15 protein-coding genes are annotated in these 13,580 nt (G+C 43.4%); 6 read left to right on the top strand and 9 right to left on the bottom strand.

What is annotated here, in order from left to right; genetic code table 11:
• Positions 1-38: 38 nt before the first annotated feature.
• Positions 39-1,682, bottom strand: coding sequence for a M4 family metallopeptidase (locus LCL96_RS20185; RefSeq protein ID WP_224944729.1), 1,644 nt, complete (start codon positions 1,680-1,682; stop codon positions 39-41).
• Between the two features lie 348 nt (positions 1,683-2,030).
• On the opposite strand from LCL96_RS20185, the gene LCL96_RS20180 reads away from it, so the two are divergent.
• Positions 2,031-2,921 carry a TIGR01777 family oxidoreductase gene (locus LCL96_RS20180; RefSeq protein ID WP_224944727.1) on the top strand — a complete coding sequence of 297 codons (891 nt, stop codon included), beginning with the start codon at positions 2,031-2,033 and terminating at the stop codon, positions 2,919-2,921.
• Positions 2,922-2,963: 42 nt separating this feature from the next.
• Here LCL96_RS20180 and LCL96_RS20175 read toward each other — a convergent pair whose 3' ends face one another.
• The gene (locus tag LCL96_RS20175; RefSeq protein WP_224944725.1) at positions 2,964-3,341 is read right to left on the bottom strand and encodes a winged helix-turn-helix transcriptional regulator; all 378 of its coding nucleotides are present in this window, start codon (positions 3,339-3,341) and stop codon (positions 2,964-2,966) included.
• A 202-nt stretch (positions 3,342-3,543) separates the two neighbouring features.
• On the opposite strand from LCL96_RS20175, the gene LCL96_RS20170 reads away from it, so the two are divergent.
• Positions 3,544-4,524: a zinc-binding dehydrogenase gene (locus LCL96_RS20170; protein ID WP_224944724.1), complete on the top strand. Its 981-nt coding sequence runs from the start codon at positions 3,544-3,546 to the stop codon at positions 4,522-4,524.
• Positions 4,525-4,569: 45 nt separating this feature from the next.
• On the opposite strand, the gene LCL96_RS20165 is transcribed toward LCL96_RS20170, so the two are convergent.
• Together LCL96_RS20165 and LCL96_RS20160 are read right to left on the bottom strand one after the other, a co-directional pair.
• The gene (locus LCL96_RS20165) at positions 4,570-5,325 is read right to left on the bottom strand and encodes a sugar phosphate isomerase/epimerase family protein (protein WP_224944722.1); all 756 of its coding nucleotides are present in this window, start codon (positions 5,323-5,325) and stop codon (positions 4,570-4,572) included.
• 10 nt (positions 5,326-5,335) lie between these two features.
• A complete protein-coding gene (locus tag LCL96_RS20160) occupies positions 5,336-5,764 on the bottom strand; it encodes a MarR family winged helix-turn-helix transcriptional regulator (protein ID WP_224945074.1) in 429 nt (142 codons plus the stop codon).
• A gap of 178 nt (positions 5,765-5,942) precedes the next feature.
• On the opposite strand from LCL96_RS20160, the gene LCL96_RS20155 reads away from it, so the two are divergent.
• Positions 5,943-7,142, top strand: a complete 1,200-nt coding sequence (locus LCL96_RS20155; RefSeq protein WP_412103616.1) for an MFS transporter — start codon at positions 5,943-5,945, stop codon at positions 7,140-7,142.
• A 107-nt stretch (positions 7,143-7,249) separates the two neighbouring features.
• Complete coding sequence (locus tag LCL96_RS20150) at positions 7,250-7,405, top strand: DUF1540 domain-containing protein (RefSeq protein WP_224944718.1); 156 nt, start codon at positions 7,250-7,252, stop codon at positions 7,403-7,405.
• Positions 7,406-7,491: 86 nt separating this feature from the next.
• Here LCL96_RS20150 and LCL96_RS20145 read toward each other — a convergent pair whose 3' ends face one another.
• Positions 7,492-8,706: an MFS transporter gene (locus LCL96_RS20145; protein WP_224944716.1), complete on the bottom strand. Its 1,215-nt coding sequence runs from the start codon at positions 8,704-8,706 to the stop codon at positions 7,492-7,494.
• A gap of 316 nt (positions 8,707-9,022) precedes the next feature.
• Between LCL96_RS20145 and LCL96_RS20140 the strand changes: the two genes are divergently transcribed.
• Positions 9,023-10,021, top strand: a complete 999-nt coding sequence (locus LCL96_RS20140; RefSeq protein WP_224944714.1) for a nuclease-related domain-containing protein — start codon at positions 9,023-9,025, stop codon at positions 10,019-10,021.
• A 1-nt stretch (position 10,022) separates the two neighbouring features.
• On the opposite strand, the gene LCL96_RS20135 is transcribed toward LCL96_RS20140, so the two are convergent.
• Positions 10,023-10,337 (bottom strand): winged helix-turn-helix transcriptional regulator, encoded by a 315-nt coding sequence (locus tag LCL96_RS20135; RefSeq protein WP_224944713.1) that lies wholly within the window; start codon positions 10,335-10,337, stop codon positions 10,023-10,025.
• A gap of 171 nt (positions 10,338-10,508) precedes the next feature.
• On the opposite strand from LCL96_RS20135, the gene LCL96_RS20130 reads away from it, so the two are divergent.
• Positions 10,509-11,357, top strand: coding sequence for a VOC family protein (locus LCL96_RS20130; RefSeq protein ID WP_224944711.1), 849 nt, complete (start codon positions 10,509-10,511; stop codon positions 11,355-11,357).
• A 78-nt stretch (positions 11,358-11,435) separates the two neighbouring features.
• Here the strand turns inward: LCL96_RS20130 and LCL96_RS20125 are convergent, their stop codons facing one another.
• The 3 genes from LCL96_RS20125 to LCL96_RS20115 all read right to left on the bottom strand — a co-directional run bounded on the left by LCL96_RS20125 (position 11,436) and on the right by LCL96_RS20115 (position 13,573).
• Positions 11,436-11,654, bottom strand: coding sequence for a spore coat protein (locus LCL96_RS20125; protein ID WP_224945072.1), 219 nt, complete (start codon positions 11,652-11,654; stop codon positions 11,436-11,438).
• A gap of 234 nt (positions 11,655-11,888) precedes the next feature.
• On the bottom strand, positions 11,889-12,431 hold the full coding sequence (locus tag LCL96_RS20120) for a DUF6944 family repetitive protein (RefSeq protein ID WP_224944709.1): 543 nt from the start codon (positions 12,429-12,431) through the stop codon (positions 11,889-11,891).
• Between the two features lie 59 nt (positions 12,432-12,490).
• The gene (locus LCL96_RS20115; RefSeq protein WP_224944708.1) at positions 12,491-13,573 is read right to left on the bottom strand and encodes an MBL fold metallo-hydrolase; all 1,083 of its coding nucleotides are present in this window, start codon (positions 13,571-13,573) and stop codon (positions 12,491-12,493) included.
• Positions 13,574-13,580 lie beyond the last annotated feature (7 nt).

Raw genomic sequence — 13,580 nt, 5'->3', positions numbered from 1 at the left:
GCCCAGAAGGACGGCTTTTGTCATATCTTTCGTATGAATTAATAAACTCCTACAGCATCCCATGCTGCTTTAACGGAATTGTAAGTAGAGCTTCCGCTGCCGTAAAGGTCAGCAGCTGATTGAAGAAGAGCCGCACGAGCATAACTGAAATTACTTGTTGGTGTTAAGTAAACAGTCAGCGCACGGTAGTAGATCTTCTCTGCTTTTGTTTTACCGATGCTTGAGATCGTGTTGTAAGCCGCTTTATTCGGGATACCGGAGTTAGTATGAACCCCACCGTTATCGGAAGATGTGTTCACATAGTTATTCATATGTTCCGGTTGACCGTATTTAGAAGGGTTTGAAAGACTGCGCAGGGCATCTCCTGAAATACCTGGAGTGTAGACATCTTCACCCATTAAGTAATCACTTGGATCTAAGAAATAGCCGAATACATCAGAGAACGATTCGTTCAATGCACCTGATTGATATTGATACTGTAATCCAGCAGTACGTTCCGTCACGGCATGAGTCAGCTCATGTGCAACGACATCCAGTGCGCCTGATAGGGATGTGAAAGTAGATCCGTCCCCGTCACCATACACCATTTGTGAACCATTCCAGAACGCATTATTGTAGTTGGATCCGTAATGGACTGTAGAGCGGATGGTCGCTCCGTTATTGTCGAAACTATTGCGGTTATGTGTGTTTTTATAATAGTCATAGACTTTACCGGCATAAGCGTGGGCATCTACATCAGCCGCTTGGGAATAAGCAGTCCAAGAGTTATTGCTGTCAGTTGAATAGTACCCTGGAAGGCTTGACCCATTTTGAGCCGTAAACGTCTCAATGACACCGTTCATTGGTTTCGTCACATCGTATAAGTAATACGTTCCATTTGCAGAATAAGTATTAAGAGTTTTATAATCATCTAAAACTCCGTAGCCGCTTCCTGTCGTAGCTCCATCTGCTACAGCATTATACGCTTCGACAATGGATCCGTCTTTCGCATCAACAAAGATCTGCCAGTTTGCCCCGTAAGGCTCGATGAATTGAAGCTGCACTTTATACGCAAGAGTAAACTTTCCGTCTTTCTCATGAATGACGAGATCATTCTTTTCGGTTGTACTATCAACATGACTGTCTTTCTTCGCATCAATGGCGAACTCGTTTTGAGTTCCTGTCATTGTGTCTGCTTTAGATAGCCCGATATGCTTCCAAGCAAGATCCGTAGCTGATTTTTGATTGATTTTAGTTTTAGTCTTAGTTACTTTTTTAGAAGCTTCTTTATAAAGTTGACCCGTTGTAGCCGTCACTTCATTCTTTTTATTTGTATGGACAATGAAGATGGCTCCGTCAACTGGTACACCATTCACTGATTGAGTGAATTTATAGTGAGACATTCCAAGATCATCTGTTGTTTTTTCAAGCAATGTCAGTTCAGAATGTGGATCGACGGCGAAAAGCTCTTTATTATCTTTCATGAACTTTTTCACGTCTTTATCGTTCTTTACAATACCTTTTGATAGTTTCCCAGATAAGAAGCTAGGTCCTTTTTTATCTATGTTCATGACCTTTTGATGAATTTCCATTTTCGAAGTAATAGAATCTGAAGACTGGGCGAATGCGGACGCACCTGTAAAGGATGCGCTGAATACAAGAGAAGTACCTAGTGCTAAACTGACTAATTTCTTTTTCGACATAATTACAATTTCCCCTTTTGATCATAGAATTTGGAAATAGCTATTCCTTTTGGCCCCGGCGGCTAATTAGTAGTCTAGTAAAAAATGGGAAGATTGACAATGAAAAAAATGGTAATTTTCAGTAAATTTGAAATATTTAGTGTTCTAAAATGTCGATATAAAACAAAATAGAGGGGAATTTCTGCCGTTATCTATTCAAATCGTGGAAAAATATTTTTCTAGGAATATTCCACTATTTTTTGTGCATGAGAGAAACATAGGAAATTCGGTTTTAATTGGTTACAGAATTTGGTATAATAAAATGTGAAATGATTCACAAACTTTTTTATGTAGAAATGAGTTGATACTGTGAGAAAGAATGTTGTCATAGCTGGGGGAACGGGTTTTATCGGTCGTTACCTTCAGAAAAAATTTCTGGAGAGAGGCTATAAAGTAACCATTATTTCCAGGCAATCCCCACATGTTTCGTGGGATCGCCACAATGACATTGTCCAATCATTAGAAGGTGCAGATATGCTCATTAATCTTGCAGGGAAGTCAGTCGACTGCCGTTACAATGAAAAAAATAAAGCGGAAATCTTCCGTTCCAGGACCGAAACAACGGAAATCCTGGGAAATGCCCTATTACAGTGTCAGGATCCCCCTCCACTATGGATCAATTCCAGCACGGCAACGATTTATCGCCATGCAGAGGACCGTCCCATGACCGAGTCAGAAGGCGATATCGGTACAGGATTTTCAGTAGAAGTGGCAAAAGAGTGGGAGAAAGCATTCTTCTCTTTCTCATTACCGGCAACCAGGCAGGCTGCGTTAAGAATAGCCATCGTCTTGGGACCGGATGGCGGCGTGATGACCCCATACAAAAATCTGGTCAGATTTGGCCTTGGAGGTGTCCAGGGGCCGGGTAATCAAAGATTCAGCTGGATTCATGTCGAAGACCTATTTCGTGTCATTCTTTTTCTAAATGAAGAAAAGGAGTTACGCGGCGTGTTCAACTGTTCAGCTCCTAATCCTGTCACCAATCGGGAATTCATGGCGCAGTTAAGGGATGTCATGAACAGAAAAATAGGTCTACCGACTCCGAAATGGATGCTTGAAGCAGGTGCCGTGATCATTAAAACGGAAACCGAGCTGGTCCTGAAGAGCAGGTGGGTCATACCGGAGAGGTTGGAAAAAGCGGGATTCGTCTTTCAATACGATACGTTGGAAAAGGCATTTGGACAGATACTGGTTAAATAAATGATAAAAGGACTTGCCACTGCGGCGAGTCCTTTTATCATACTAATGATCATCCTCCATAAAATCATAAGTCGTCCAGCACCGGTTCATACCGATCCCCTTCTGCTCGGCATATTCATCTCCCCATTTGCACATCTCAAAGAGTGTGGTTTGGAGTTTCTTCCCCATCTCGGTCGTTGAATACTCCACTTTCGGGGGAACTTCCTGGTAGACGGTCCGCGAGACCAGTCCATGCTCCTCCAATTCCCGGAGCTGCTGGGTAAGCATTTTCTGGGTGATATTCGGCATAGAGCGCTTCAACTCATTAAATCTTTTGCCCCCTTCGTTTAAATTCCATAGAATAAGAACCTTCCATTTCCCTCCGATGACATCGATCACTAGGTCGATGGCACATTGATATTCTGTGTTCAGTTGTTTCATATGAGTACCTTCAGGTTTATGTTCGGTGATTATTTGTTGAATCAGCAGCTGAACTCCATCATCCAACTAATAAAGGCTTCTTCCAGGTTTCCAAACGGTAACCAGGATACTAAATAGTGCCTACTTGTGTAATGAATGTACAGTATATATTATATACCATATAAGGAAATGAATCATAAAACTCTATTAGGAGATGAATAGAATGAAGGCATTATTATTAAAGGATAAAGGGTTATGGAAAGACATGCAGGTGGAGGAAATGGAAACCCCAATAGCAGAAAGCGGAGAACTTCTCGTGGAGGTCTATGCTGTAGGGTTGAATCCGGTTGATTATAAGACAGCAACCAACGGGATGCCGGTCTGGTCCTATCCGCATATCCTTGGCTTGGATGTAGCTGGAGTGGTCGCACAAGTAGGTGAGGGAGTAACAGACTTTCAAGTAGGAGATCGTGTCGTCTACCACGGCGATTTTACGAAAAAAGGCGGCTATGCAGAATATGCGATCATCACAGCCCATACTGCGTCTCACATTCCGGACAGCGTTTCCTTTGAAGATGCGGCAGCCCTGCCGACTGCAGGCTATACGGCGCACCAGGCCATTCACCGCAAATTGCCATTGGACCAGGTCGATACGCTACTGATCCATGGAGGGGCCGGAGGAGTAGGCGGGTTTGGCGTTCAGCTTGCGAAGCTCGCAGGAAAGACCGTCATTTCCACTGCTTCCCGTCACAATCACGATTATGTGAAATCTCTTGGGGCCGATCATGTCATCGACTACCGGGAAGAAGACGTCATTCGGAGGGTGATGGAAATCACGGATGGCCGTGGAGTAGACGCCGTCGTGGATGCGGTCAGCAGACAAAGTGCGACGGATTCCCTTGATGCTTTGGCCTATATGGGGCATATGGTATATATCGCCGGTGCGCCGGATTTCAACAAAATCAAATCATTCACGAAAGTCGTTTCGTACCATGAAATCGCTCTTGCTGCAGCGCATCAAACGGATGATATGAAAGCCCAGAAGGATTTTGCGGTAATAGGGAATGAGATGCTTTCCCTATTGGAACAAGGGAAATTGGATGCCATGCTGAAAGAGACAGTCACACTTGAAGAAGTGCCGGATGCTCTGATTCGTTTATCAGAACGCCATGTGAAAGGGAAGATTGTAGCGAAATTAAAATAATGATGGAAAAAGGAGAGCCTGCGAAATGGTGGCTCTCCTTTTTCATTACACTTTGATTTGCCGTAGATACTCTAGACTTTTCCGAACACTGTCGATGGGAGGGATCTTTGAATCGTCCTGCTCGACGATCCACCAGTCCACATCGCTGTGGGCACCAAAGTCAAGGACAGAACCGAGGTCCACACCACCGGATCCCAATTCCGCGAAAAATCGTTCTCCGTCGGTTGTCATATCCTTTAAATGGACAAGAGGCGTCCGACCTTGGTAACGCTTCAACCACTCCACCGGTTGTTCTCCGGCATACGTCAGCCAATAAATATCAAACTCGGCTTTGACCCAATGGGGGTTCGTTTCCGAAAGAATCGTTTCAAGAGCCGTTTTTCCGTTGGATAAAGTCGCCAATTCGAATTCATGATGGTGATAGCAGAGGGTGATCCCCGCTTGAAAGCATTTCGCACCAATGGAGTTCAAATCATCAATCAATCGAAAATACTCTTCCTCTGATCGTTCTTCGGGAGACAAATAGGGACATACGATGTAGCGACTGCCAAGCTCAAGCTGATCGTTGATCACATCATCCACAGAACTCCTTAGTTCAGAAAGTGGAATGTGGCTGGATACTGCTTGAAGCCCCAAATCATCGAGTGTGTTCTTCAGCTCCTTGGAAGTCAATCCTCCATAGCCTGCAAGCTCCACGCCGTCATAGCCCAATTCAGCCACCTTTTGCAGTGTACCTCTGAAATCCTTTTCCGCCTCGTTCCGCAATGTATACATCTGGAGGGCAACAGGAATTTGTTTCATTCAGACACTCCTATCCTTTGGTCATGTTTGCGTTGATTTGAGAAAGAACGCTTTTATATACTTCTAAATCCTCCTCTGAAATTCCTTTCAGAATCGTATCCTCATATAATTTTTCAATAAAAGGGGACAGCTCGTCCTTCGCGGTTCTTCCTTTCTCCGTTATAAAAATTAAAAAAGATCTTCTATCTTCAGCGTTTTTCTGTTTGTAGATCAGTTCTTTCCTTTCCAGGATGTCTAATATTCTGGTCACGGTGGGCTGATCTTTTTCCGATCTGATGGCCAACTGTTTTTGACTGATTCCATCCTGTTCAGCAAGTCTTTTCATCACCGTCCACTGCTCAGGCGTCACATCGAAATCTTTCAGGTGGAGGGTGAGGAATCGAATGATATTTTTTACTGTGTGGCTCGTATACAAGCCGATGGTTTCATCTCGGGTCATGGTCACTGTTTTTCACCTTCTACATTCATTTTCTTATCTATATCATACATGAAATGAGGATATGTTTAGAGGTTTTCATAAAAATACTGCAAATTAATTGTCACAGCAACTATATTTACAAATATACATGTTGTAGATATAATTAGCATAACAACTATTTTTAAAAAGGAGAATGGTAGTGAATCAATCAGCAGAACAAAACATCTGGACGCGTCCCTTTTTCATGGCGCTACTGAATAATTTTTTTCTATTTTTAGTTTTTTACTCATTGTTAACGATCCTGCCACTTTATGTGATCGATGAGCTGCATGGAACAGAAGGACAGGCGGGACTTGCTACGACGGTTTTCTTACTATCAGCCATTCTTATACGGCCGTTCTCGGGGAAAATCATTGAAATACTTGGCAAGAAAAAGACGCTCATCATCAGTGTGATGCTGTTTGGCGTCTCCTCATTTATTTACTTTTGGGTACATGATTTCTATCTATTGATGGGGGTGCGCTTCTTTCATGGAATCTGGTTCAGTATCGGCTCAACGGTCTTAGTGGCAATTGCCGCTGATATGATACCTGCAAGCAGGAAAGGGGAGGGGCTTGGTTATTTTGCTATGTCGATGAATGTAGCGGTAGTGGTAGGACCGTTTCTTTCTTTGGCTCTCATTCGATGGATTCCATATGCATCATTGTTCATGGGACTCTCATGGATCATCGTCATTGGGTTCCTCTGCACGTTCGGTATTGAGGTGACAGAGGATGCAATAAAAGCGGAGGTATCGAAACGATTGACCCTCAAGGATTTGATGGAAGTAAAGGCGATCCCGATTGCATTAGTGGGCTTCTTGACGTCTTTTGCCTATTCAGGAATCATGTCGTTCATATCCGTTTATGCCAAATCAATCGGTCTGTTTGAATCGGTCAGCTTATTCTTTGTCGTCTTTGCAGCGGCCATGTTATTGTCGCGGCCATTTACTGGACGATTATTCGACCAATCTGGACCGAATGCGGTGATTTATCCATCCTTATTTATTTTTGCCATCGGATTACTTCTTTTGAGCATCACTCATTCCGTTGTTTTTCTGTTAATGGCGGGAACCCTGATCGGTCTTGGGTATGGTGCACTGCTTCCGAGTTTCCAGACCATGTCCATACAGGCGGCACCAAAGAGGAGAACGGGACATGCGACCGCTACTTTCTTTATTTTTTACGACTTGGGGATTGCCGTTGGTTCGTTTGTGCTGGGGCTCGTTTCCTCAGAGCTCGGCTTCCCGGTTTTATATATGTTGTGCAGTGGAGTCGTATTGGTGACCGTGGCAGCATATAAAATCGTGACGAAACGAAGAGGGGTAGCAGTGAATCAGGAAGACGTATTGGAATTATAGGAGAAACAGGGGCTTACCTTTATGGGGGGGAGCCCCTTTTTAATGATGTGAAGGTATGAACCTGAAACGAAACGTACACTCTATTGGTATAGGGGAGGTGTATAATCATGGCACAAGACGTAATGTGTGAAGTAAGCAACTGCAGATACAACAGTGAAGGAAAGAAATGCTCTGCAGACCAGATTTTCGTTGTCAGTCATAAAGGGAACAAGGCACATAACAGCGAAGAAACGGATTGCAAAACATTCGAACCAGGTATGTAAGACAAAGAAGGCAACCATAGCCGTGGTTGTCTTCTTTTGACATAGTATTGATAATAATTCTCATTATTATACAAAAAAGCTCACAATCAGATGTGAGCCTGGCCTGTTTGTTCTGAGAGGGTCGTCGTCCGGAGCTGCCTGAATTTCGAAAAGAAGAGCCCCGTCATCACAATAGAAAGGCATCCGAATAGAACCGTCATGATCTGCAGACCGACAAGATCCAATAGGAGGCCGGTTAAAAGCAGGACAACTTGGAAGATGAGCCGGTCGAGCATATTTCTGAACGAAAAGAAACGGCCGTGAAATTCCTTCGGGATGCGTGTTTGAAAAATGGTGGCCGCTGTCGGAAAGAAGCACCCTACAGAGAAGCCAAACACAGTGAACGCTAATACTGACATCACGGGACTTGTAGCAAAGTAAAGGAGCATTTGCGCAATCCCGATCACAAAACTAAAGGTGAACAAAATTTTATATGGCGACACTTTCTCCCCGATTTTCTTTACGGCAAACGCACCCGTCATAAACGCAATCCCTTCAGCTGTATAGATCCAGCCCTTAATGGCGGAACTATCCTGAAGCTCACTGATGTTGATGACCATTAAATTGAAACCGCCGATAAACAAAAGCGGGATCAGTGTCATCACAAGTGTCATAAAGACAATGGGAAGGGCTTTTATAACCGGGAATACTTCTTTGAAGCCTGCTGTTTTCGGTTTTGTCCCTTCTGACTTTGCCTGAGATGTTTCGTCAATTGTCAGGAACCACGTCATGATGAACAAGGCAAGATAAGCAACCAGTGAAAGAACATAAAGCATCGATAAAGAAATGATGACCAGTAGAACCCCCGCTAAAGCCGTACCAAGGATCCTTGAGAGAGTGGCCACGTTCATATGGACCCCGTTCATCTGCAGCAGTTCCTTTTCTTTGACCACCATCGGAATAGCAGCCTGAAGAGCAGGAAAATAAAAAGCGGCAGAGATTTGAATACTCACTAAGAAGACGACCATCCATAATACCGAGCCCGTATAAATGGCGATGAGCATGAAAACGACACTCAGCGCACGTGTGAACCCTGATACGAGCATCACGCTTTTCTTATTCGCCTGATCCGTGATCCTTCCTGCCAACGGACCAACAGCAAGCCCCGCTAATAGCCCGGAAGCTAGTAAGACCGACTTCAGGAAATCCGATGGCACCTTCTCTTGCATAAATTCCAGATTGCCGATGATCCCAAGCCATAATCCAAGCCCGGCAATGAATTCTCCGATTAATAATATCCACACATTTTTATTGTTCCACATAGTAGGTCCGTCCCTCGCAGTCTATTTATTTCGTTACTCTAAATATACTATGGGTGGGGTGGGAAGGGAATGGTTTTTTGTGGAGGGGGTGTTGATGGCTGGCGAGGTCAGAGGTTTGGGCGTTTCGCTGATAAAATGGGGATTTCGCCGTTATATTTGAGTTTTCGCCGATAAAATGAGAATTTCGCCGTTATATTCTCAATTTCGCCGTTAAAATTAATATTTCGCCGATAAATCATATCCAGATAGGTTCAGGCAGGACTTTTACCAGGTTATAGAGAATAGAAAGTAGTACAAAGTAGATTGGAGTGATCAAATGATTGAAAAAGAAAGAAGTATTCCCCGAATTATCCTCTCATTGCAAGCTTTACTCCGCAGACTACCTCCTCAGCACCCAAAACGAACTGTCATTATTGAAGAGCTTGGTAAAAGAATGGCGGGCTATAAAGGAGAAGAGGCTTTAGATTACACCTTAACCTCGTTAGATTTGAAGAAATACTCTATTCTCAACGATTTAAGACTTCCACATAAGAACAACTTCTTCCAGATTGACACACTCCTCCTCACAACAGCATTCATTCTCATTATTGAAGTGAAGTATCTCGCGGGCACTGCATATTTTGACCCCATATTTAATCAATTAATACAAACGAAAGACGGTGTCGAAGTAGCGTTGCCAGATCCGACGCTTCAGGTTAAGCGACAGAAATTACAGCTTGCGGAATGGTTAAGTAATAATGGATTCCCGACAATCCCGATTTTCGCTTGCGTGGTCATGAGCAATGACCGCACAATCATTAAAACAGCCCCCGAAAACAAATCGATTAACAAATTCGTCATTCATCGCCATTCTTTATTGGAGAAAGTTTCGCTTATAGAGAAATATATTCAGGACGAATCGATATCCCAAAAACAAAAGAAAAAATGCATTCGAACATTGAAAAAGCAGCATCATGAGTTTCATCCAAATGTAATGGAAAGATATTATATTGCAGTAGAAGATATAATAAAAGGGGTTAGGTGTAGTGATTGCGACAGTCACCCATTAAGAAGAAAACATGGTGCCTGGATTTGTTCAGGGTGTAAAAAAACAGATCGTTCCGCTCATATACAGGCTCTCAAAGATTATGAATTGCTTATTGGTCCAACAATAAAAAATGCTGATCTAAGATGGTTTTTGGAAATTGAATCACCTTACGCAGCCAAACGCCTCCTCCAATCCCTCAACCTCCCCACAACAGGATCAAAAAAAGGAACCACATACACCCTCTCATTCAATCAAACAAAAAAACCCGCCAATAACCTGACGGGTTAAGTCAATCCTTCTCAATCCACTCCTGGGACCACTTCTCTATATCTTTCATTAAAGGTTCTAAAGAGTAACCTTTCTCCGTTAACGAATATTCAATGCGCACGGGCGTTTCAGGGTAGACATCACGCTTAAGGATCCCTTCTTTTTCAAGGTCCTTTAGCCGTTCTGAAAGGAGTCTGCCGCTGATGCCGATAGCCTCTTTAATGGTGCAGTTCCGCTGTGGCCCGGAAAGCAGTTGATATATGATAAGGGCTGTCCAACGCTGACTTAAAATGCCGATTGCTTTTTCAAATCGTGGGCATATTTCAGATTGATTCACTTTCAATGCCTCCTTTAATCGAAAAAAATCTAATTAGAAGTATACCATATTTTTTTAAGATAGTAATTAAATTACTTGACGGAAATTAGTTATTAAAATAATATAAGTTACATAAAGTAACCTAATAACAAATAGTATAAACAATCCACTTTAAATTGGAGGAAAATAAAGATGAACTTTCATAAAGGACCCCATACTTTTGTTGGTGAAGTAAACTTAAAGGTACAGGATGTAAGTCGATCTCTATCCTTTTATCAGGAAGTAATCGGGTTTAAAATATTGAATCAAACAGAGAAGAAGGCAACTTTAACCTCGGACGGCATTCAACCTTTGTTAAGCTTGGAGCAGCCTGAACATATCATGCCTAAAGAGCATAGGACGACGGGGCTCTATCATTTCGCCTTGTTGCTGCCTAATCGAAAAGAGCTTGCCAAAATATTGGCTCACATGGTCCGGTTGAATATTAGACTGGGTTCATCTGATCACCTTGTCAGTGAGGCGCTTTATTTACAAGATCCCGATGGAAATGGAATCGAGATATACAGGGACCGTCCATCGACGGATTGGACATGGAATGGAGATCAGGTAGAGATGGCGGTGGATCCCATCGATGCCCAAGGACTTTTAGCCGAGGCAGAGGGAGAATCGTGGCATGGACTTCCTGCCGGCACGGTGATGGGGCACATTCATTTGCACTTGTCAGATTTGAAGTCAACGGAAGAATTCTATCGAAAAGGACTTGGATTCGACGTAGTCAGCCGGTTTGGAAATCAGGCACTTTTCATTTCAACAGGTGGATATCATCATCACATCGGATTGAACACCTGGAATGGTGTGGGCGCACCAAGGCCGACTGAAAACAGTGCGGGTCTAAACTGGTTCACGCTGCACTTCTCAACTCAAGAAAAGCTAAGGGCGACTCTTCAACATCTACGGTCCATAGGGGCTCCCATCGAAGAACAAAACGGAAGATATCTCACTCAAGATCCTTCAGGAAACAATATCCATCTATGTCTGTAAAGGAGTCAACTTAGAAAATAAAAAAGGAACCCGTTTTCCCAACATGGGACAACGGGTTCCTCTTCGTTCTGTATGATATTAATAATAATAAGGGTAAGGATATGGGTAACCATAATAAGGTGGCGGATAACCATATCCGTATCCATAGCCATAGCCAGGACTCAATAATGCCGCACCCAGTAATCCTCCTGCAAGCCCGCCAACAAACGGACTGAAGCCGAATCCAAACCCAAACGGACGTCTTCCGAAGCCCGGCCGTCCGATTGGACGACGTATATCATGATAATCCACAAACATTTCATTATTTACAGGTTGAAAATCATTCATAGCAAAAGCCTCCTCTCTATCTAGGTTATGAATATTCGTTCTTGGGTGAATTGGTATGGGCGATAACCCAGATCAAAAGATATTATGTAAAAGGGCCTATATGAGAAGGTGAACAATAAAAAGGCTGCTTTTTAAAAAAAACAGCCTTTCATGCAGAGCATCTGATTCTGTTGCTCTACATTTGAAAAACTATGTAAAGCAACATCAGTCGGAAGATTCTTTTGTTTGGACGAGGGCTGAAATAATGGAGCCGATCGCCTGAATCCAACTCCCCACCACATTAATATTTCCGCTGTCTCTATCATTTATTTCGAGGATGCCGGAGATGGCTTGAAGGGAGTTACCGATGATCTGAAGAAGATTCCCGTAAATGGAATAAAGTACTTCCATTGAATGTTCTTCATTGAATGAATCGTAGAGAGCGGCAGATCCGCCTAATGCCTGAAGGAGGTTCCCTTTGATATTAAGCTCCTGCTTGATAATGTCATTAAAATCAATGACAATTCCGGCAATGACGGTGACGTTCCCAATGGCTTGAATTTCATTCCCGGCTTTTGTCAGCAAGAATTCCTCTATGGCATCTGCTTCAAGGGCATTCCCGGTAGCCTGCATTTCATTTCCTACGAGATTGAACGACCTCAGGGTATTCTCTGGAATGCTCTTAATCGGGGTACTGCCTATTGCGGCTAGAACAGTCCCGATGGCTGCAACCCAGGCTCCGAACGTGGCTTTTTGCTCATTACTCATAGTCTAATCGCCTACTTTAAAGTTCCTTAGATAGTGTATACAACTAGGCGATTGTTTGTTCATTCCCACCACCGTGAAGACGGCAGGGAATCTCCTTTTACAAGAAATGTTTCCCCGATTTTAGGGGTAGCAACAGTAACATTTAGTTCTTTCCCTCTCTTGGTCACACGGTTTATCGGGTCTGTCCATTCATGAAAGGATAAGGTAAACGCCCCCCAATGAACAGGCATGAGCGATTTTCCTTTCACATCAATATGGGCTTGGACCGTTTCTTCAGGAAGCATATGAATCGGTGCCCATCTTGGGTCGTATTGACCGCATTCCATTAAGGTCAAATCGAATGGACCATATTGCTCCCCAATCTCCTTGAAGTGTGGCCCGTAACCACTATCCCCGCTAAAAAAGATTTTAGAAGAGATCCCGATGATACACCACGAACACCATAAAGAAGCGTTACGATCATTCAGGCTCCGTCCTGAAAAATGCCTTGCAGGGGTACAGGCCAGTGTAAGACCATTCCACTCTACTTTGTCCCACCAATCAAGTTCTCTAATGCACTCAGGATTGATTCCCCAGCGCTCCAAATGACTTCCTACCCCGATCGGCACAAAGAATTGCTTCACTTTATTTTGAAGCTTTCGAATCGTCCCGTAATCAAGATGATCGTAATGGTCATGGGAGAATATCACGGCATCAATGGAAGGAAGTTCATCGATTTGAAATGGCAGCTCCTTGCTATACCTTTTTCCACCGATCCACGGAAATGGAGAGGGGGCTTTTCCAAACATGGGATCAAGTAACAACCTCTTTCCATCGATTTCAATCATCGAAGCAGAGTGTCCAAACCACGTTACATTGGTAACAGGATAGGGGTGATCAAGAGTTGGGAACGCGACTCTTGGCATATCGTCAGCTGGTTTACGATTGGCATTCCTTTTTACCAGGTCCCGAACCATTGAAACGGATGAAGAGAAGCTTGAATCCATGGAAGTGGGCATCGAATTTTGGAATGAACCTTCCGAATATTGAGGAGATGAGTTAACTCTCTCCTGGGCCGGTTTCTTTCCAAAAGCGGGATAGTAACGTACAACCAGGAAACCGGTCAAAAAGATGATGAAGATGAATATCAGAGTAATTAGCATGAATTAG

The sequence above is a fragment of the Rossellomorea aquimaris genome (assembly GCF_020172085.1).
In the GTDB taxonomy this organism is placed as follows: domain Bacteria; phylum Bacillota; class Bacilli; order Bacillales; family Bacillaceae_B; genus Rossellomorea; species Rossellomorea aquimaris_E.
Note: the sequence above shows the minus strand (reverse complement) of the source record. Positions and strands in the feature narration are given on the sequence as shown.